The organism is Streptomyces sp. NPDC059897 (assembly GCF_042730865.1).
Taxonomy (GTDB): domain Bacteria; phylum Actinomycetota; class Actinomycetes; order Streptomycetales; family Streptomycetaceae; genus Streptomyces.
Genome location: NZ_JBHWKQ010000028.1, coordinates 51,463 through 69,994 on the forward strand (window position 1 = coordinate 51,463; position 18,532 = coordinate 69,994).

17 protein-coding genes are annotated in these 18,532 nt (G+C 71.1%); 6 read left to right on the top strand and 11 right to left on the bottom strand.

Features of this window, described 5'->3' with window-relative positions; genetic code table 11:
* Positions 1-369 precede the first annotated feature (369 nt).
* Positions 370-1,494 (top strand): dipeptidase, encoded by a 1,125-nt coding sequence (locus ACFV9W_RS27065; RefSeq protein ID WP_385765391.1) that lies wholly within the window; start codon positions 370-372, stop codon positions 1,492-1,494.
* Between the two features lie 12 nt (positions 1,495-1,506).
* On the opposite strand, the gene ACFV9W_RS27070 is transcribed toward ACFV9W_RS27065, so the two are convergent.
* Together ACFV9W_RS27070 and ACFV9W_RS27075 are read right to left on the bottom strand one after the other, a co-directional pair.
* Positions 1,507-1,893 carry a VOC family protein gene (locus tag ACFV9W_RS27070; protein ID WP_385765393.1) on the bottom strand — a complete coding sequence of 129 codons (387 nt, stop codon included), beginning with the start codon at positions 1,891-1,893 and terminating at the stop codon, positions 1,507-1,509.
* A gap of 41 nt (positions 1,894-1,934) precedes the next feature.
* Positions 1,935-2,300 carry a VOC family protein gene (locus tag ACFV9W_RS27075; RefSeq protein WP_385765395.1) on the bottom strand — a complete coding sequence of 122 codons (366 nt, stop codon included), beginning with the start codon at positions 2,298-2,300 and terminating at the stop codon, positions 1,935-1,937.
* Between the two features lie 87 nt (positions 2,301-2,387).
* Between ACFV9W_RS27075 and ACFV9W_RS27080 the strand changes: the two genes are divergently transcribed.
* Complete coding sequence (locus ACFV9W_RS27080; RefSeq protein WP_385765398.1) at positions 2,388-2,891, top strand: CGNR zinc finger domain-containing protein; 504 nt, start codon at positions 2,388-2,390, stop codon at positions 2,889-2,891.
* Positions 2,892-2,903: 12 nt separating this feature from the next.
* Here ACFV9W_RS27080 and ACFV9W_RS27085 read toward each other — a convergent pair whose 3' ends face one another.
* Positions 2,904-4,229 carry a UDP-glucose dehydrogenase family protein gene (locus ACFV9W_RS27085; RefSeq protein ID WP_385765401.1) on the bottom strand — a complete coding sequence of 442 codons (1,326 nt, stop codon included), beginning with the start codon at positions 4,227-4,229 and terminating at the stop codon, positions 2,904-2,906.
* A 192-nt stretch (positions 4,230-4,421) separates the two neighbouring features.
* Between ACFV9W_RS27085 and ACFV9W_RS27090 the strand changes: the two genes are divergently transcribed.
* On the top strand, positions 4,422-5,579 hold the full coding sequence (locus ACFV9W_RS27090) for an acyl-CoA dehydrogenase (RefSeq protein ID WP_385765404.1): 1,158 nt from the start codon (positions 4,422-4,424) through the stop codon (positions 5,577-5,579).
* A gap of 90 nt (positions 5,580-5,669) precedes the next feature.
* On the top strand, positions 5,670-6,317 hold the full coding sequence (locus tag ACFV9W_RS27095; protein ID WP_385765407.1) for a hypothetical protein: 648 nt from the start codon (positions 5,670-5,672) through the stop codon (positions 6,315-6,317).
* A 14-nt stretch (positions 6,318-6,331) separates the two neighbouring features.
* On the opposite strand, the gene ACFV9W_RS27100 is transcribed toward ACFV9W_RS27095, so the two are convergent.
* From ACFV9W_RS27100 to ACFV9W_RS27110, 3 genes are read right to left on the bottom strand one after another with little or no spacing between them, the layout of a single operon-like run.
* Positions 6,332-7,057: an SAM-dependent methyltransferase gene (locus tag ACFV9W_RS27100; protein ID WP_385765410.1), complete on the bottom strand. Its 726-nt coding sequence runs from the start codon at positions 7,055-7,057 to the stop codon at positions 6,332-6,334.
* A gap of 12 nt (positions 7,058-7,069) precedes the next feature.
* A complete protein-coding gene (locus tag ACFV9W_RS27105; RefSeq protein ID WP_385765413.1) occupies positions 7,070-7,813 on the bottom strand; it encodes an SDR family NAD(P)-dependent oxidoreductase in 744 nt (247 codons plus the stop codon).
* 15 nt (positions 7,814-7,828) lie between these two features.
* Entirely contained in the window at positions 7,829-9,097 is a 1,269-nt protein-coding gene (locus tag ACFV9W_RS27110; RefSeq protein ID WP_385765416.1) for an LCP family protein, read from the bottom strand.
* 108 nt (positions 9,098-9,205) lie between these two features.
* Between ACFV9W_RS27110 and ACFV9W_RS27115 the strand changes: the two genes are divergently transcribed.
* Positions 9,206-9,745, top strand: a complete 540-nt coding sequence (locus ACFV9W_RS27115; RefSeq protein WP_385765419.1) for an acyl-CoA thioesterase — start codon at positions 9,206-9,208, stop codon at positions 9,743-9,745.
* Between the two features lie 105 nt (positions 9,746-9,850).
* Here ACFV9W_RS27115 and ACFV9W_RS27120 read toward each other — a convergent pair whose 3' ends face one another.
* On the bottom strand, positions 9,851-11,215 hold the full coding sequence (locus ACFV9W_RS27120; RefSeq protein WP_385765422.1) for an LCP family protein: 1,365 nt from the start codon (positions 11,213-11,215) through the stop codon (positions 9,851-9,853).
* A gap of 232 nt (positions 11,216-11,447) precedes the next feature.
* Here ACFV9W_RS27120 and ACFV9W_RS27125 point away from each other — a divergent pair, with 232 nt between their 5' ends.
* Complete coding sequence (locus tag ACFV9W_RS27125; protein ID WP_385765425.1) at positions 11,448-12,491, top strand: glycosyltransferase family 2 protein; 1,044 nt, start codon at positions 11,448-11,450, stop codon at positions 12,489-12,491.
* A 58-nt stretch (positions 12,492-12,549) separates the two neighbouring features.
* Here ACFV9W_RS27125 and ACFV9W_RS27130 read toward each other — a convergent pair whose 3' ends face one another.
* From ACFV9W_RS27130 to ACFV9W_RS27145, 4 genes are all read right to left on the bottom strand, one after another.
* Entirely contained in the window at positions 12,550-14,223 is a 1,674-nt protein-coding gene (locus ACFV9W_RS27130) for an LCP family protein (RefSeq protein WP_385765428.1), read from the bottom strand.
* A gap of 86 nt (positions 14,224-14,309) precedes the next feature.
* A complete protein-coding gene (locus tag ACFV9W_RS27135; protein ID WP_385765431.1) occupies positions 14,310-16,019 on the bottom strand; it encodes an LCP family protein in 1,710 nt (569 codons plus the stop codon).
* A 277-nt stretch (positions 16,020-16,296) separates the two neighbouring features.
* The gene (locus ACFV9W_RS27140) at positions 16,297-17,607 is read right to left on the bottom strand and encodes an LCP family protein (protein ID WP_385765434.1); all 1,311 of its coding nucleotides are present in this window, start codon (positions 17,605-17,607) and stop codon (positions 16,297-16,299) included.
* An 87-nt stretch (positions 17,608-17,694) separates the two neighbouring features.
* On the bottom strand, positions 17,695-18,450 hold the full coding sequence (locus tag ACFV9W_RS27145; protein WP_385765437.1) for a TIGR03089 family protein: 756 nt from the start codon (positions 18,448-18,450) through the stop codon (positions 17,695-17,697).
* Between the last annotated feature and the right edge of the window lie 82 nt (positions 18,451-18,532).

Sequence of the window (18,532 nt, forward strand, 5' to 3'; positions counted from 1 at the left end):
GGGGGCGGGCGGGTGGGAGATGAGCGGGGGAATCGGCATGGTCGGTGCGGCGCCCCGTGCCGCGTCGCGGGGGAGTGGGGCGTCGGCCCCGGCATGGCTGCACCCCGGTGCCGAACAACGCGGACGCAGGCCCCGACCCCGACACCCCCCGGTGCCGCGCAACAGGAACGTCGCCCCCGAACCGACACGCCCCCCGACGCCGCGCAACAGACCCGGCCGACGCCAACCCCGACCCCCGGCCCCCACCCCCCCCGTCGCCGCCCAACCACCACCCCCGCCCACCCGAACGGCACCGCTCGCCGAGACCCCGCCCCCACCCCGTGCAACGGTGGTTCGAACGACTGTCCCACCGACGTCCGGAGCCCTGCCATGGCAGACCTACAGGACGAGCTCGACGCTCCCGCCGAGGCCGGTGACCTGGAAACCACCAGGCCCACCGCCGACGAGGGCGACCCCTCCGATCCCTCAGACCCCTCCGACCTCGCAAGACCCGCGCCCGCAGGCCCCGTCCCGGCCGACGCGGGCACCGCGCCCACCCCGCCCCACGTCCTCCTCGCCCGCCACCCCGTCGCCGACGGCTACTGCGGGCTCCCGCAGGTCCTGCGCACCCTCCCCTGGTACGACCTGGAGCTGGGCGAGAGCGCCGTGGAGGCCGATCTGCCGAGACTGCACGCGGGCGGCACCGGCGCACAGCTGTGGGCACCGCACGTGGACCCGGACGCCCCGGTCACCTCGACGCTGGAACAGATCGACCTGATCACCCGCATCGTGTCCCGCCACCCGGAGGACCTCCGCCTCGCCCGCTCCGCATCGGACACCGCCGACGCCCGCGCCCACGGCCGGATCGCCGTCCTCGTCGGCCCCGCCCCGGCCGCCGCGGCAGCGGACTCGCTCGGCACGCTGCGCTCCCTGCACGCCCTCGGCCTGCGCGCCCTCACGCTGAGCGGCACGTCATGGGCCTCGGACGAGGGCCTGTCCCGGTTCGGCGACGAGGTCGTACGGGAGATGAACCGGCTCGGCCTGCTCATCGACCTCACCGGCGCCTCCGCCGCGACCGCCGCCCGCGTCCTCGCCGTCTCCAAGGCCCCGGCCGTCCTGACCCGCTCCGCCGCCCGGACCCTGAACCACCACCCGGACAACGCCCCGGACGAACTCCTCGGCGCCCTGGGCGAGAGCCGGGGGCTGTGCCTGGTGCCGTGCTCGGCGGACCGAACGGGCCCCGCGCTGCGCGACGTCGCCGACCACATCGACCACGTCCGCCGCCTCGCGGGCCCCGAATCGGTGGGCCTTTCCGGAACGTACGACACCGGGGACGCGCACCCGGAGGGCCTCACCGACGCCGCCGGCTACCCGGCCCTGATCGCGGAACTCCAGGCCCGCGGCTGGACCGACGCCGACCTCGCCCTGCTCACCTGGGGCAACGCCCAACGGGTGCTGCGCAGCACGGAGTTCGTCTCCCGCGCCGCACGACACCGACGCGCCCCCGGCACCTAGGGCCTGTCCGGATCAGCCCGCATCCGGCCGGATCAGGCAGAACGGATGCCCCGCCGGATCCGCGTACACCCGGAAGTCGCGGGCGCCGCCCTCGTCGTCCAGGTCGAGCGGCACCGCGCCGAGGGCGAGGACCAGCTCCTGCGCGGCCTCGATGTCCGCCACGTCGAGGTCGAGGTGGAGCTGCTGCGAGTCGTGGTCGGCGGCGGGCCACTGCGGGGGCTTGTGGTCCGGGACCCGCTGGAAGGACAGCCGCTGCCCGCCCGGCGGGTACAGGTTGTACCAGTGCCCCTTGCCCTCGTAGTTCTCGATCTCCCCGCCGAGCACGGCCGCGTAGAACTCGGCGAGCGCGAGCGGGTCGGGGCAGTCGTAGGCGATGGTGCCGATTTTCGCGAAGGCCATGACGGCTCCCTCTGTCGGAAGGATCAGCAGACGCAGCAGGATCAGCAGGCGCAGAGGCAGAACGGGTGCCCCGCGGGGTCCGCGTAAACCCGCCAGCTGCGCGAACGGTCCTCCGCGTCGAGCATCGTGGCACCCAGCGCGAGCACCTCCTTCTCCGCCGCGTCCAGGTCCGCCACGGTCAGGTCCAGGTGGAACTGCTGCGAGTCGTGGTCGGCGGCGGGCCAGGACGGCGCCGCGTACCCGGGCGCCTTCTGGAACGCGAGCGCGTGGCCGCCCGGCGCCTTCACGTCGACCCAGTCCTCCTCTTCCCCCGTGACGCTGCCGCCGAGCACGGCCGCGTAGAAGTCCGCCAGCTCACGCGGGCGCGGACAGTCCAGGACGACGACTCCGAGTTGTGCGACGGGCATGATACCTCCTCGTGTTACCTCTTCATGGGGTCAACCGGTAACTTCGGCGTTACTGCATACTCCCGCAATGGGGGTAACGTCGCAACCATGAATGCCCGTCAGACCGCACCCGGCGGCCTCGCCCTGATCGAGGCCCTGGTGAACACGCTGCTCGACATCACGACGGGCGAGGACGCGCTGGACCGGGCCGAGGGGCGCGAGCGCTTCGGCATCGCGGCGGGCGGGGCCGACGAAGCGCGCGAGCTGCGCGAATCGCTGCGTGCGGCGTGCCTGGCCCACGCGGGCCACCCGCCGCACCGCTCCGTGACCCCGCTGAGCGAGCTGCTCGCCCCGGTCCCGCTGCGCGTGGTCGTCGACGGGCGGGACGGCGCGGCGAGCCTGGTCCCGGTCGACCCCGAGTCCCTGGCCGGACGGGTCGCGGCGGCCATCGCCGAGGCGCGCGGGGACGGCACCTGGGCGCGGCTCAAGGCCTGCGAGGCGGCCGACTGCCACTGGGCGTATTACGACCGGAGCCCCGCAGGCCGCGGTCGCTGGTGCGACATGGCGGTCTGCGGGGCCCGGGCGAAGATGCGGCGCTACCGCGCCAAGTAGTCGACCATTCGGTCAGGCGGACGGGCGGCCCATCGCCCGGTACGTCCACCCGGCCGCCCGCCACAGCGTGCTGTCCAGCGCGTTGCGGCCGTCCAGGATCACGGGGTTCGCGGCGGCCTTGGCCAGCTCCGCCGGGTCCAGCTCGCGGAACTCGCGCCACTCGGTGAGGTGCAGCACGATGTCCGCGCCGCGCACCGCCTCGAGGGCCGAGTCCGCGTAGCCGAGCGTCGGGAAGACGCGCCGCGCGTTGTCCATGCCCTTCGGGTCGTAGACCGTGACCTGGCCGCCCTGGAGGTGGATCTGACCGGCGACGTTCAGCGCCGGAGAGTCGCGTACGTCGTCGGAGTCCGGCTTGAACGTGGCGCCGAGGACGGCGACTCGCTTGCCCAGGAACGCCCCGCCGCCGAGCGCCTCGCGGGCCATCTCGACCATCGCGCCGCGGCGCCGCATGTTGATGGAGTCGATCTCGCGGAGGAAGGTGAGGGCCTGGTCCGCGCCCAGCTCGCCCGCTCGCGCCATGAACGCGCGGATGTCCTTCGGCAGGCAGCCGCCGCCGAAGCCGATCCCGGCGCGCAGGAACTTGTGCCCGATCCGCTCGTCGTAGCCGATCGCCTCGGCGAGCTTCGCGACGTCGCCGCCGCCCGCCTCGCAGACCTCGGCCATGGCGTTGATGAAGGAGATCTTCGTGGCGAGGAAGGAGTTCGCCGACGTCTTCACCAGCTCGGCGGTCGGGTAGTCCGTCACGATGAACGGCGTGCCCTCCGCGAGCGGCTTCGCGTACACCTCGCGCAGCAGCTTCTCGGCCCGCTCGCTGTTCACGCCGACCACGATGCGGTCCGGGTGCAGCGTGTCGTTCACGGCGAAGCCCTCGCGCAGGAACTCCGGGTTCCACGCCAACTCCGCGTGCTTCGGCAGCAGTTCGGTGAGGCGCTCGGCCGAGCCGACCGGCACGGTCGACTTGCCGACGACGAGCGCGCCGTCCTTGAGGTGCGGCGCGAGCGAGGAGAAGGCGGCGTCGACGTAACTCATGTCACAGCCGTACTCGCCGTGCTTCTGCGGCGTGTTCACGCACACGAAGTGCACGTCGCCGAACTCGCCGGCCTCGGCGAAGTCCATCGTGAAGCGCAGCCGCCCGCTCGAACCCTCGAACCCCTCGACGTGCCGGCGCAGGAGGTCCTCCAGGCCGGGCTCGTACATCGGGACCTCGCCCCGCGTGAGCATGTCGATCTTCTCGGGCACGACGTCCAGGCCGAGCACCTCGAAGCCGAGTTCGGCCATGGCTGCGGCGTGTGTCGCGCCGAGGTAGCCGGTGCCGATCACGGTGATCTTGAGGGCCATATCGGGGGGCTCCAGAGGTGTGGGTGCTTCAGGGCGCTGCCGAGCATAGCCGTGGCATGTGGAGGCGCCCCACCGGGCAACTTTCCCTTTGTCGTGTAGCTCACGTATCCGTGGTGTGGGCCGAGAACTAAAATTCTGGTTACTTAACGGTAGTTAGCACCAGTAATAGCGTGGCTTGGAGCGTGAGAGACCTTGGCCGGATCGGCTGACTTCGACCTGTACCGCCCGTCCGAGGAGCACGACATGCTCCGCGAGACGATCCGCGCGCTGGCCGAGGCGAAGATCGCCCCGCACGCCGCAGCGGTGGACGAGGAGGCGCGCTTCCCGCGCGAGGCCCTCGACGCGCTCACCGCTTCGGACCTGCACGCCGTGCACGTCCCCGAGGAGTACGGCGGCGCGGGCGCCGACGCGCTCGCCACGGTCATCGTGATCGAGGAGGTGGCGCGCGTCTGCTGCTCGTCCTCCCTGATCCCGGCGGTGAACAAGCTCGGTTCCCTCCCCGTCATCCTCTCCGGCTCCGAGGAGCTGAAGAAGAAGTACCTGGGCCCGCTGGCCAAGGGCGACGGCATGTTCTCGTACTGCCTGAGCGAGCCGGACGCCGGTTCGGACGCGGCGGGCATGAAGACCCGCGCCGTGCGCGACGGCGACTTCTGGGTCCTCAACGGCGTGAAGCGCTGGATCACGAACGCCGGCGAGTCCGAGTACTACACGGTGATGGCCGTGACCGACCCCGAGAAGCGCTCGAAGGGCATCTCCGCCTTCGTCGTCGAGAAGTCGGACGAGGGCGTCTCCTTCGGCGCCCCGGAGAAGAAGCTCGGCATCAAGGGCTCGCCGACCCGCGAGGTCTACCTCGACAACGTCCGCATCCCCGCCGACCGCATGATCGGCGAGGAGGGCACCGGCTTCGCCACGGCGATGAAGACCCTCGACCACACCCGCATCACGATCGCCGCGCAGGCGCTCGGTGTCGCGCAGGGCGCCCTCGACTACGCGAAGGGCTACGTCCAGGAGCGCAAGCAGTTCGGCAAGCCGATCGGCGACTTCCAGGGCATCCAGTTCATGCTCGCGGACATGGCCATGAAGATCGAGGCCGCCCGCCAGCTGACCTACGCGGCCGCCGCCAAGTCGGAGCGCGGCGACAAGGACCTCACGTTCCAGGGCGCCGCCGCCAAGTGCTTCGCCTCGGACGTCGCGATGGAGGTCACCACGGACGCCGTCCAGCTGCTCGGCGGCTACGGCTACACCCGCGACTACCCGGTCGAGCGCATGATGCGCGACGCCAAGATCACCCAGATCTACGAGGGCACGAACCAGGTCCAGCGCATCGTCATGGCGCGCAACCTGCCGTAACCCACCTCCACGAACGGCCCCCGGTACCGTGCCGGGGGCCGTTCGTGTGTCGAGCGCGGCCCTGGGGCGGTGGAAAGGGAAACCATGGGCATGCAGGACCGGCTCTGGCGGGCGGTCAAGGACTGGCTCACGCCCGCGGACGCCAAGGAGACCGCGGCGAAGGCCAAGGCGCTCGCGCTGAGCGTGCTGCCTCCCGGTGCGGGCGCCGAGCCGGCCGCGGCCCATCTCGTGCAGGTCGACTCGCAGGTGCCGCAGCCCCCGGCCCGGCTGCGGCCGAACGCCTTCGACGGGTCGCCGGGGCTGCTGACCCGCGCCGGGGAGGTCGACGACCGGCTGTTCCGGCTCAACCCCGTCAACGCCCTGGTGCGCGGAGGCAAGGAGCGGGAGGCGATGCGCGGTGACTGGGAGTCGGTCGCCGGAAGCCTCGTTCGCGCCCTCGTGCCCCGCAGGCTGGAGAACCCCGGTCACGTCCTCGTCGCGAGCGCCGACGCGTACCACCTGGTCCGGGTCGAGGGCCGGATCGCGCGGGGCGAGGTCGGCCCGCGCGCCGAGCTGGCCTGGTCGCTGCCGCGCACGGCGTTGGCCTGGGTGCGCGGCCGCAACGACATCAAGCACAACACCCACGAGCTCGGCTTCGCCGACGGCTCCTGGGCGACCGTGCTGTTCACCAGCGACGGATCGCACGCCGTCGGCCGCACCTTCCCGCAGCGCCTCCCGTACAGCGCGCCCAGACCGTAGGCCCGGGAGGGGCGTCAGGGGCGCGTCCTGCGCAGCACCAGGCAGGCGAAGCCGAAGCAGTGGCGGTAGGTGCGCAGCCACTCCGTGCGGCGCTCGGCGACCAGTTCCAGGAGTTCGGGGCTGTCGGTGTCCAGAGCGTGGTTCGCGACCGAGCCGAGCCAGGACCACTCGTACGCGTCCAGCTCGTGCCGGGTGCTGAGGTGCGCCGCGACCGGGGTCCAGCCCGCCTCGGAGACCTTGTCGAGGGTGGTCGGCAGGTCGGCGAAGTCGCCCAGCAGCTCGACGGCCTCGGGGGAGGGGTCCGCCTCCCAGTAGCCGTCGCCGATCAGGACCCGGCCGCCCGGGGCCAGGTGGGCGCGGGCCGCTTCGAGGGTGGGCAGCAGCCCGCCGAAGGCGTGCGCGGCGCCGACGCTGAGCACCGCGTCGTACGGCTGCTCGGGCACGAGGTCCTCGGCCGCCTTGTGGTGCAGCGTGAGCCGGTCGGCCACCCCCGCCGCCTCCGCCCGCTCGTGCGCCTCCGCCAGGGCGCCCGCGTCCAGGTCGATCCCCTCGGCGCGGGCGCCGGGCCGGTCGGCGAGGGCGCGCAGCAGCCATTCGGCGGGGCCGCAGCCGAGGTCGAGGACGCGCTCGTCGCCGCGCGGCAGGGCGTGCCGCAGCAGCTCGCGCACGGAGCCGTCGCCGAGCGGGGCCTTGATGGGGTGGTCGGTGTGGGCGATGCGAGAGATCTCTTCGCGATCCATCGGCGCAGCGTGTCAGGAGCGGGGCCCCGCCGCACCACCTTTTGTGACTTCCGGGAGCGCCGCGAGGTAGCCGCCGTCCACGGGCAGGCAGACCCCGTTGACGTACGAGGAGGTGGGCCCGGCAAGGAAGGCGACGACGTCGGCGATCTCTTCGGGGGAGCAGAGGCGGCCGAGCGGGTAGTCGGCCTCGACGCCGGCGCGCGCGACGGGGTCGCGCCACCGGTGGGCGTTGCGCTCGACGGGCACGAAGCCCGGCTCGACGACATTGGTGCGCACACCGCGCGGCCCCCACTCGGTGGCCGCCGCACGGGCGAGCGCGCCGAGGCCCGCCTTCGCGACGGCGTACGGGGCACAGTCGGGCGCCGCGCCGTGCGCGTGCACCGAGCCGACGAGGACCACGGACGCGGGCCCCTCGCCCTTGCGCCGCACCAGCTCGGCGGCGGCCTGCCAGGCGGAGACGAGCCCGACGTCGAAGACCTTGTGCCACTGCGCCGGGCTCAACTCGCCGAGAGGCGCCCGCAGTTCGTGCAGCAGCGCGTGCACGAGCACGGTGGGCGGTTCGGGCGCGGCGTCGAAGGCCCGGGCGAGGACGGCCGGTTCAGTGGCGTCTCCCTCCAACGCGGCGTACACGCCCGGGAGTTGGCGCACCGACGGGTTCAGGTCGACCGCGACCACATGCGAACCGCCGGTGGCGAGCCGGGCGACGATCGCCCGGCCGACCCCACCGGCGGCACCGAGTACGAGAGCGGATGCCATGACGACATCCTGGCGTCAGTCGCTGCTGACGGTGACCTTCTCGCCGTTGTTGAACTGGTCGACGAGCTGCTTGACCTTGGCCTTGTCCCACAGCAGGTTGCCGCCGACCGAACCGCTCGTCGGCATGTTCATGGACTTGCCGTCGCCGCCGTTGACCGACTTCATCGCCAGGAACATCTTGGCGAGTGAGTACAGGCTCATGTCCTTGTCGACGGTCAGCGAGTCGAGGCCCGCGCCCATCGTCGGGTACAGCGTGAACGGGTTGAGGACCGTCCCCGGCGAGGACACCTTGTGCGCGAGCGCCCCGAGGAACTGCTGCTGGTTCTTGGTGCGCTGCAGGTCGGACTGGGCGAAGGCGTGCCGCGTACGGACGAAGGCGAGGGCCTGCTGGCCGTCGAGGGTCTGCTTGCCCTTCTGGAAGTCGGCCCCGGACCACTTGTCCTTGAAGCCCTGCTTCAGGTTCATCTCGACGCCGCCGACCGCGTCCACGATGCTCGCGAAGCCGCCGAAGCCGATCTCCGCGTAGTGGTCGATGTGCAGCCCGGTGTTGGCCTCGACGGTGCGCACGAGCAGCGTCGGGCCGTCCTCCGAGTACGTGGCGTTCAGCTTCGTCTGACGCCCGGTGGCCGGGTACGTCTTGCCGGACTCGGCGCCCTTGTACGAGGGGACCTCGACGTTCGAGTCGCGCGGCAGCGAGACGAGGGTGTCCCCGCCCGAGCCGACGTGCAGGATCATCATCGTGTCCGTGCGCTTGCCCGCGGCGGAGCCGGTGTGCAGCTTCTTCTTGTCCTCGGCGGACATGCCCTCGCGGCTGTCGGTGCCGACGATCAGGTAGTTCGTGCCGTCGCCGGCCTCGGGCCGGTCGATGACCTTCGACAGGTCGACGTCGCGGTGCAGCTTGGAGTCGGCCCAGAAGTACGTGCCGACGCTCGCGACGACCAGCACGACGACCACGGTGATGACGGTCCGCTTGATGCGCTTGCCCCAGTTCGGGGGCCGCACCGGGCGGCCGGTCGGCGGCCCGTAGTCGCCGCCGCCGTCGTCGAAGCCGCCGCCCCGGCCGCGGCCGCTCGGCTGGCCGTAGACCTGGCCCGTGTTGTACCCGTCGTTGTACGGCTGGTCGTACCCGCCGCCGTCGTACGAGGGCTGCTGCTGCGGCACGGGGCGCTGCACGTGCGGCATCACACGAGCACCCTCCGGGCGCGCGCTGCCGCTGCCGCGGCCGTATCCGCCGCGGCCCGCGCCGCCCTGCCTGTCGCTCCGCCCGTCGGGCCAATCATTCATAGGGCTCAGTGTGCCGTGCCCGAATACGTGCCTTACAAGCCCTGAAGGGAAATCGCACCAGTGCTGTTGCAGAGCTAACACATTCGACGCGCGCATAAGGTTGGTGGCATGACAGACCAGGCCCACGGCGCGGAATCGGATATTCCGGGCAAGCCGACTTCCGCTTCCCGCACGACGTTGTCGCACATCATGACGCACAACGACACCAATCTCCTCGGCACCGTGCACGGTGGCGTGATCATGAAATTGGTGGACGACGCGGCGGGCGCCGTGGCCGGCCGGCACTCGGGCGGACCTGCGGTGACGGCCTCCATGGACGAGATGGCGTTCCTGGAGCCCGTGCGCGTGGGTGACCTGGTGCACGTGAAGGCGCAGGTGAACTGGACGGGGCGCACGTCGATGGAGGTGGGCGTGCGGGTCCTCGCCGAGCGCTGGAACGAGTCGACCCCCGCCCAGCAGGTCGGCTCGGCGTACCTGGTCTTCGCGGCGGTCGACGCGGACGGCAAGCCCCGCACGGTCCCCCCGGTGGAACCCGAGACCGACCGCGACTGCCGCCGCTACCAGGAGGCCCAGATCCGCCGCCAGCACCGCTTGGCGAGGCGCCGCGCGATCAAGGAGCTGCGTAATTCAAGCCCCGCCGGCGATTGAGGCGCGGGGTCCGGGGCAGAGCCCCGATCCTTCAAGCCTGCTCTGTGGACGAGAGGCAGCAGGGGCCCGGGGGCAGCGCCCCCGCGACCACAACCCCGGCCCAGGTCACCCACACACGACCTGGTCCCCGGTGACCGCCCCGTACGACCCCGAGTTCGCGTCCTGCGCACGCACCGGCCGCACCCCCTCATAGTCCGCCCCGGCGACGACCTTCAGCGTCGGCCCGAGACCGTCCACCGCCTCCATCTCCGCCCCCGGGAACGCCGCCGCCAAGGACTTGGCCGACCGGTCCCACCCCGGGTCGTACAGCACGGTCGTCCGCTTCGCGGTGCGGTCGTCCGCGTTGACGGGCGCCCCCGTCGTCCGGAACCCCGTCTTCTTCAGCGCGGAGTCGACCTTCTTGCCGAGCCCCGCCGACGCCGTCCCGTTCTCGACCTGCACGCGGATCTCGCTCGGCGCGACGTCGACCACGGCCGCCTTCTTCGCCTTCGGCCGGTGCGGGGAGAGCGGCTTGTCCTCGCGCAGCGACTTGAACAGGGCCGCGGACTTCTCGTCGTCCCACTTCACGGTGGAGCCGATGTTCGGCACGGGGTAGCTCATGTTCCCGATCGGCACGGTCGTGAACTCGGAGGACGACGGCGAGAAGTTCCGCATCGCCCGCGCCAGGTCCACCATCTCGTCCGAGCCGAAGCCCTTGTCGGCACGGACCGAGCTGAGCATCGTCCGGGCGACACCGCGGAACCGGACCGGATTGAGCAGCACGCCCGACGACGTCGCCTTCGAGATCAGCGCCGCCATGAACCGCTGCTGGCGCTGCATCCGGCCGAGATCGCCCGCGCTGTCCATGTGCCGGGCCCGTACGTACTGCAGGGCCTCCCCGCCGTTCAGCTGGTGGGTGCCGGCGTCCAGGTCGAGCCCGGTGTAGGAGTCCTTGAGCGGGGTATCCGTGCAGATGTCGACGCCGCCGAGCTCGTCGACCGTCTTCATGAAGCTGGTGAAGTCGACCTCCAGATAGTGGTCGAGCTTCACCTTCGTCATGTGCTCGACCGTGCGCAGCGTCAGCTGCGGCCCGCCCTCCGCGTACGCCGCGTTCAGCTTCACGGGGTGCTGGTGGTGCTTCTCGCCGCTGTTCTGGTCGGTGTGCGCCGGGATCTCCGCGTACGAGTCGCGGGGGAGGGAGACGACGGAGGCGCGCTCGTGGTTCGCCGAGATGTGCACGATCATCACGGTGTCCGTGCAGTGGCAGGGCGCCCCGCCGAGCTTGTACTTCCGGCGCTCCTCCTCGCTGATCTTGTCGCGGCCGTCGGTGCCGACGAGCAGCACGTTCGTCCCGTCGCCCGGGGCGGGACGGTTCTTCATGTCCTTGAAGGGGTCGATCCGGTGGATCCCGGCGTCGATGCCGGTGACGAGCGCGTGCCCGACACCGGCCGCGGCGAGCACCGTCACCGAGAGCGCCGTCGCCACCCGCATGGCCCACCGCGACTTCTTCCTGAGCGGTCGCCGGCCCGGCCTTCGAGCCTGCCCCTGGGGGCGGGACGACCGCTGCGGACGGTCGGGGGATCGGGGCGGCGTGGGCACCGGGGGACACCTCCGCGACAGTGGGCGTGGGACGCGAGCACAGTAGGCCCATACGATCTGCTGCCCACGGCAGCGACTCGGCGGCGCGCGCCCGTGTCCCCCATTAGCGGTAACGTGACCCGCGATGAACGCAACCGCCAACTCTGTCACGCAGCTCCCGGCCGTCTCCGTGATCATGCCCATCCTCAACGAGGAGCGGCATCTGAAGGAGGCCGTCGAGGCGATCCTGGCGCAGGAGTACGACGGCGAGATGGAGGTCGTGCTCGCCCTCGGCCCCTCCACCGACCGTACGGACGAGGTCGCCGCGCGGCTCGTCGCCGAACACCCCAAGGTGTCCACGGTGCCGAACCCGACGGGCCGCACCCCCGCCGCCCTGAACGCCGCGATCAAGGCCTCTCGCCACCCGGTCGTCGTCCGCGTCGACGGCCACGCCGCGCTCTCGCCCGGCTACATCGCCACCGCCGTCCGTCTCCTCGAAGAGACCGGGGCGATGAACGTCGGCGGCATCATGCACGCCCAGGGCACCAACGCCTGGGAGCAGGCCGTCGCCGCCGCGATGACCTCGAAGATCGGTGTCGGCAACGCCGCGTTCCACACCGGCGGCGAGGCGCAGCAGGCCGAGACGGTCTACCTGGGCGTTTTCCGCCGCGAGGTGCTGGAGAAGCTCGACGGGTACAACGAGGAGTTCATCCGCGCCCAGGACTGGGAGCTGAACTTCCGGATCCGCGAGTCGGGCGGCCTCATCTGGTTCTCGCCCGAGCTGCTGGTCGACTACCGGCCGCGGCCGAGCGTCAGGGAACTCGCCAAGCAGTACCGCAACTACGGCCGCTGGCGGCACGTCGTCGCCCGCTTCCACGCCGGTTCGATCAACCTGCGCTACCTCGCCCCGCCGACCGCCGTGTGCGCGATCGCGGCGGGCGTCGTGGTCGGCGCCGCCCTCACCCCGTGGGGCTTCGTGATCCCCGGCGGCTACCTCGCGGCGATCGTCGCGGGCTCGGTCCCGGCGGGCAAGGGGCTGCCCTTGAAGGCGCGCGCCCAGATCCCCGTCGCGCTCGCCACGATGCACATGACGTGGGGCTGGGGCTTCCTCACCAGCCCGAAGTCGCTCGCGAAGAAGGTCATCGCCTCGCGCCGCCCGGCCGTGCCGCAGGAGACCGCGGTCAACTGACCGTCAACTCTTCGACGGGGCGCGGGAGTTCGTCTCCCGCGCCCCGTCGTCGTAGCGGCTACCAGGTGTAACCCGGCTCCACCTTCATGCACTTGGAGTCGTCCGCCCCGTTCTGCGTCTGCTCCTTGTCCAGTGCCTTGCTCGCGTCCTCGTCGTCCGTGGACTTCGGGAACGCGGTGCCCGTCCTCCAGTCGGCGCCCACGATCAGCGTCACCCCGGACACCTCCGTCGACTCCCGCACCGAACTCAGCGGAATCCCCAGGGACTTGGCGACCGCCTGCGCGTCGCCCTCCAGGTCGGCCGACGGATAGCGGATCACCGTTCTGTCCTCGACGAGGGACTGCGCCTGGTCCGCGACCGCCTGCGTGAAGCCCTTGGCGGTGAGCGCCTGTGCCACCTGCGAGGCCCGGCCGGGCGCCGCCGGTGCCGTCGCCGTACGCGTGCCGTTGCGCACCTGCACCGCGATCTCACCGTCGGCCGCCGCCGGATCGTCGGACGTCTCGTCCTTCGGCTTCTTCCCGGCGTCCTTGTCCTTGCCGTCGAGCGCGATGTCGTCACGGAGCAGCCGCCACAGCGCGTCGGCGTCCTTCTCCTTCGGCACCACGCGCGCACCCTCGTACACGAACGGCATCGTCGTCATCGTGATCCGCTTCGGCGCGGGCCGCTTCAGCTCGTTGCTCAGGTCGTACAGCTTCTTGACGGTGTCGAGGCCGTCGTCGACGCTGAGCGCGTTCGTCGCCTTCTCGGCGAGCGTGCGCAGCTTGCCCGGGTGGCTGAACGTCGCGTTCTCGCGCAGCTCGCGCACCATCGAGCTCATGTACATGTGCTGCGCCTTGGCGCGCGCGATGTCGCTGCCGTCCTCGAAGCCGTGCCGGGTCCGCAGCCACTGCAGGGCCTGCTCGCCCTTGACGGACGTCGTGCCCTTCTTCAGCTTCAGGCCCGAGCCCTCGCCCGAACTGTTCCGCGAGTGGACGTTCTCGTTGACGCAGACGGGTACGCCGCCGATCGCGTCCGCCATCGACACGACGCCCGAGAAGTCGACCATCATGTAGTGGTCGATGTGGATGCCGGTCAGCTGCTCCCAGGTGGCGACCGTGCAGCCGGGGCCGCCGCGGGCCAGCGAGGAGTTCACCATCTGCCGGGAGACCGTCGCCTCGTACACCTTGCCGGACTCCGGGTCGGTGCACTGGGGCAGCCTGGTCAGGGTGTCGCGCGGCATGCTCACCACGGACATGTTGCTGCGGTCGGCCGACAGGTGGAGCAGCATCTGCACGTCGGCCAGCGGGGCGGAGCCGACGCTCTGCTTGTGCCCGCCGAGCTTCAGGTTCTCCTTGGTGTTCCGGCTGTCGGAGCCGATCAGCAGGATGTTCAGCGGGCGCTGGCCCGCCGCGTTCGGCGTCGGTTCGGGGACCTTGTGCTCGCCGAGATTGAGCTTGCCCGTCTTGAGGTTGCCGTTCAGATGCCGGTAGTAGAGGTATCCGGCGCCCGCCGAGCCGATTATCAGGAACGCGAGGATGCTCGCGGTCCAGCGCAGTATCCGTCGTCTGCGGCGGCGCGGCCGGACGGCCGCCCGCTGCCTGCCGCGCGCGGTGCGGCCGCGGCTGTCCGCGTCACCGCCCGCGGCATCCTCGTACAGGCTGTCGTCCCACCCCAGGTCGGACGCCTTCTCCGGTGGTTCGCCCCGCCCGGCAGGCCGCCTTGTGCGCTCCCCACGCACAGTGCCTCGCCCCATGTCCTACCCCGCCCTCCCCGCCCTGTGACAGCGACTCGGCCGCCGACTGTCACTTGCTTAGACAGTCAACAGGCGGCAGAGGTTGGTCACTTGGCGCACACAGCCTTGTCCGCTGTTGTCTTGTCGACCTCCGGCGCCTTCGCCGAGGCTCCGTCGACGGGTGTCCCCGCACCCTTGAAGTCACCGCCGAGGATGAGTGTCATCGCCGGCAGCCCCTGATCATTCTTCTCGCTCTTGCCTTCCTTCAGCGCGGACGCCGGAAGGCCCATGATGTCCGCGAGCCGCCGGGCCTGATCGGCCTGGTCCGGCGCGTACTCGAGGCTCGTCTTCGCCTGATTCGGCTTGTTGCCCATCTGGCTCGACTTCAGTACGCCCTCATTGTTCTGCAGTTCCGTGAGAGTTTCCTGAGCGGCGCCCGTCCTGCCGCTGCCGTTGTAGATGTTGACGCGGACCGCGGAGGCCGCGGACTTGGGGCCCTTGAGCTTCGCGTCCTGCTTCTCCTTCTGCTTCTTCTTCGTCTCCGTGAGGGACACGTCGTTCTTGATCGCGTTGAAGACCGGCGGCCCGGCCGTCGGGTTCACGACGACGGTCACGGGCGTCGGCTCCGCCGGGTTGTCGATCACGGGCACCGTCGTGAACGACAGGTTCTTCGGCGGCACCTTCCTGATCTCGAGCGCCAGGTCCTTGAGGCTGTTCAGGCTGCCGATGCCCTTGTCGACGGTGAGCGCGTTGGTCGCGGCCTCCGCGAGGTTCGTCAGCTTGCGCGGGTTGGTGAGCGTGTCGCTCGAACTCATCTTGCGCGCAAGGGAACCCAGGAACTGCTGCTGCACCTTGATCCGGTCCAGGTCGCCCTGGTTGCCGAAGCTGTGCCGGGTGCGCAGGAAGGCCAGCGCCTGCTCGCCCTCCAGGTTGTGGGTGCCCGCCGACAGCTTGAGGTGCGAGTCCGGGTCGTTGACGTCCTTGCCGACGCAGACCTGGACGCCGCCCACGGCGCTGGACAGCGTCTTCACCGCGTTGAAGTCCGCCATCATGAAGTGGTCGACGGGGATGCCCGTGACCTCCTTGACGGTCTTCATGACGCAGCCCGCGTCGCGGTCGGACTGCCCGAGACTGGTGTTGAAGCGGCTGTTCGGCGTGCCCTTGATGGTCTTGAGCGAGCCGTCCTTCTGCTTCACCTGGCAGTCCGGCACATCCACGACGAGGTCGCGCGGAATGCTCAACGCGGTCGCGTTCGTACGGTCCTTGGAGACGTGCAGCAGCACATTGGTGTCGGCGTGGCCGACGCTGCCCTTGTCGCCGTAGCCCTCGTTGCCCTTGCCGGTGCGCTTGTCGGTGCCCATGACGAGGATGTTGATCGCCTCGTCCTTGGCGAAGCCGTCCTTGGCGCCGACCACGTCCTGCGAGGTGATGTTCCCGTTGAGGTGCTCCCAGTACCAGTAGCCGACCCCGGCGCCCACCAGGACGACCATGGCCATGCCGCCGGACGTCCAGAGCAGGATCTTCTTGGCCTTCGACTTCTTCTTCGGCCGCGAACGCCGCCTGCCGGGGCCCTGCTCCTGCACCGCCGGCGCCTCGCGCCGTCTGCGCTGCGGAGGGACGTCGCGCCGGCCGCCGCCACCCTGCGGGTTGGCACGGCGCTGGCCGCCGCCGCGCGGGGCGGCGCGTCGGGGGCTCGGCACCCCCGACTGCCCAGCGGAGGGGGTCAGTCGCAGTTCGTAGTCACCGGTCTGGGGGTTGAGCACCCACTGATCTGCGGGGTCGATGTTCTCAGCCCGCCCACGGCCTTGCGCGTCCACGGTTGTCTGTGTCCTCCGTCGGGGCCACGCGGCGCCCCACCCCCCTTAAAAGCGGGCGCCCGGTCAAGTCGGTCAGTAGTGCGCGACCTGGCTCGCAAGCATGGCCGGGTGCACCGGATCGCTCACACTATCCGCCCAGTTCAGCGTCAAGCGAGGACGGTGACAAATTCCACTCCCCTACAACTGGGCAATCCGGACCATTTCTTTGAACCTGTGGGTCAACTGATGGCCTGAGCTTTGCCCAGGGGCGGTTGAGGCGAGGTCCGGGCGTCCGGTCTCAGCCGCAGGAGGGCTGTCCGGCCGTGTTGCCGCGGAAGGTGGGGGCGGGGGAGGCGCTGGGCCCGGGGGCGGGGGAGCCGGACTTCCCGTCACCGGCCTCGCCGCCGTCGTACGTGCCGTATTCGTCGTATCCGCCGTATTCATCGCGTCCGTCGTGTTCTTCAGAGTATTGCTCGGATTCGCCGTCGGTGCCGTATTCGTCCTGAGCGCCGTACTCCTCGTCAGCGGGCGGCTGTTCGGACACCTTCACGGGTGTGTCCTCGCGCAGCTGCGTGAACAGCCGCTCGGCCGCGGGCTGGACGAGCTGGTCCCGATTGGCGTTGTACGCGTACGACTCGCGGGGCACCGTCAGGAACCGGACGTGCTCCGCCGGGATGTTCCGCATGCCGCGCACCAGGTCGTAGAGCCCGCGCAGGCTTGCCAGTCCGGGGTCGGTGGTCAGCGAGGACGTGGCGGCGTCGAGCACCGGATAGAGCCGGGTCGGGTTCAGCAGCACGCCGTTGCTCTGCACCTTCTTGACGAGCGCGCCGAGGAACCGCTGCTGACGGTCCATCCGGTCGGTGTCGCTGCCGTTGCCGAGGCTCTTGCGGGCGCGTACGTAGCCCAGGGCCTGCTCGCCGTTCAGGTGATGGGTGCCCGCGGGGATCCGCACGTGCGCGTCGTCGTCGTCGATCGGCCGCTCCAGGCACACCGTGACGCCGCCGACGGCGTTCACCATGTCCTTGAACCCGTCGAAGTCCACGACCATGTGGTGGTCGACCCGGACCCCCGTCATCTTCTCGACCGTACGGATCGTGCAGGCCGAACCGCCCACCTCGAAGGCGTAGTTGAACATCGCGAACATCGCGTCGTGCCGGGAGCCGTCCGGCTGCCGGCAGGCCGGCACTTCGGTCATCAGGTCGCGCGGGAACGAGACGGCCGTCGCGCTCTTCCGGTCCGCCGCGACGTGCAGCAGGATCGTGGTGTCGGAGCGCTGGGTGCCGTCGTTGCGGCCGTACTTCCCGTTCTTGCCCGCCCGCGAGTCGGAGCCGATGAGCAGCAGGTTCTGCGCCCCCTTGGCCAGCACGGTGGGCCGTTCCTTCTCGTAGCGGGCGAGCTCGGCGGCGGTGTCCGTGTCCTCCGTGATGTTCCCGTTCAGCCGGTCGTACGCGATCCAGCCGACGCCGCCCGCGACGAGCACCAGGAGCGCCGCGCAGATCGCCGAGTACCGCAGCCATCTCCCGCGCCGCCGCGCACGCCCGGCGCCGGTGGGCGAGGAGTCGTGGGCCGGCCCGGGGTCCGGGGGCGTGGCGGCAGCGGAGTCGGTCACGTACAGGTCCCCCTCATGGAAACGTAGGCGTACCTACGACCATGGACCCCGCCGCGCGGCCGGGCCGGGGGAGCTGAGCCGAACGGGTCAGCGGGCGGTCGCGGTGACCCGCTCGCTCTCCACGCGCTTGGCGAGGGCCTCTTCACCGAGTTGGTCGAGGTTGCGGCACAGCACGACGGAACCGCCGGTGGCCAGCGGCGCGTAGAGCCCCGCGGCGAGCCCCTTCCAGGTGTCGTACGCGAGCCCCGACAGCAGCCGCGAACCGGGGCCGCTCAGGCCGAGCCCGGTGGCGTCGGCGGCAGCCTTCTCGACGACTTCCGCGCCCGTCCACTCGGCGCCGGCCACGACGAGCGCGGGCTCGTCCGCGTCGATGGGTGCGAAGGGGGCGAACCGGTCGCCCTGCCCCGGCACTTCGACGGCGTAGTCGAGGAAGCCCTCGGGCGGCTGCGGGAACCGGCCGCCCAGCGGCCGCAGCGCGAGCGCGACCCGCTCCCCGGAGCAGGCGCGGGCGGCATCGAGCGTGTCGGGCCCGCTGACGACGAGATCGGCGCCGCCCGGATCCCCACCGACGTCGGCGACGACACCGACGGACGAACAGGCCAGCAGCCACACCGCGCTCTGCCAGTGGGCGGGCAGCAGGAGGGCGAGGCGGTCGCCGGGCTCGGCGTTCAGATCGCCCTGCAGCAGATTGGCGGTCTTGGCCACCCAGTTCGCGAGCGTGGCCACGGACAACTCCACGCGCTCCCCGGTCGCGTCGTCATAGAAGGTGACGAGCGGCCGCCCCGGATCGGCGTCGAGAGCGGCCTGAAGCAGAGCGGCAGGAGTACGAGCAGCAACATTCACACACCCACCCTACGCACCTCACCGGCCCCCACAGCCGGGCCACTACTGCTCGGGCACCCCCGCCACCTCGGCGCCCCCACCC

Coding starts and splice junctions, on each gene's coding strand:
- ACFV9W_RS27065 (WP_385765391.1), top strand. CDS start 370: ATGGCAGACCTACAGGACGAGCTCGACGCTCCCGCCGAGGCCGGTGAC.
- ACFV9W_RS27070 (WP_385765393.1), bottom strand. CDS start 1,893: ATGGCCTTCGCGAAAATCGGCACCATCGCCTACGACTGCCCCGACCCG.
- ACFV9W_RS27075 (WP_385765395.1), bottom strand. CDS start 2,300: ATGCCCGTCGCACAACTCGGAGTCGTCGTCCTGGACTGTCCGCGCCCG.
- ACFV9W_RS27080 (WP_385765398.1), top strand. CDS start 2,388: ATGAATGCCCGTCAGACCGCACCCGGCGGCCTCGCCCTGATCGAGGCC.
- ACFV9W_RS27085 (WP_385765401.1), bottom strand. CDS start 4,229: ATGGCCCTCAAGATCACCGTGATCGGCACCGGCTACCTCGGCGCGACA.
- ACFV9W_RS27095 (WP_385765407.1), top strand. CDS start 5,670: ATGCAGGACCGGCTCTGGCGGGCGGTCAAGGACTGGCTCACGCCCGCG.
- ACFV9W_RS27100 (WP_385765410.1), bottom strand. CDS start 7,057: ATGGATCGCGAAGAGATCTCTCGCATCGCCCACACCGACCACCCCATC.
- ACFV9W_RS27105 (WP_385765413.1), bottom strand. CDS start 7,813: ATGGCATCCGCTCTCGTACTCGGTGCCGCCGGTGGGGTCGGCCGGGCG.
- ACFV9W_RS27110 (WP_385765416.1), bottom strand. CDS start 9,097: ATGAATGATTGGCCCGACGGGCGGAGCGACAGGCAGGGCGGCGCGGGC.
- ACFV9W_RS27115 (WP_385765419.1), top strand. CDS start 9,206: ATGACAGACCAGGCCCACGGCGCGGAATCGGATATTCCGGGCAAGCCG.
- ACFV9W_RS27120 (WP_385765422.1), bottom strand. CDS start 11,215: ATGCGGGTGGCGACGGCGCTCTCGGTGACGGTGCTCGCCGCGGCCGGT.
- ACFV9W_RS27125 (WP_385765425.1), top strand. CDS start 11,448: ATGAACGCAACCGCCAACTCTGTCACGCAGCTCCCGGCCGTCTCCGTG.
- ACFV9W_RS27130 (WP_385765428.1), bottom strand. CDS start 14,223: ATGGGGCGAGGCACTGTGCGTGGGGAGCGCACAAGGCGGCCTGCCGGG.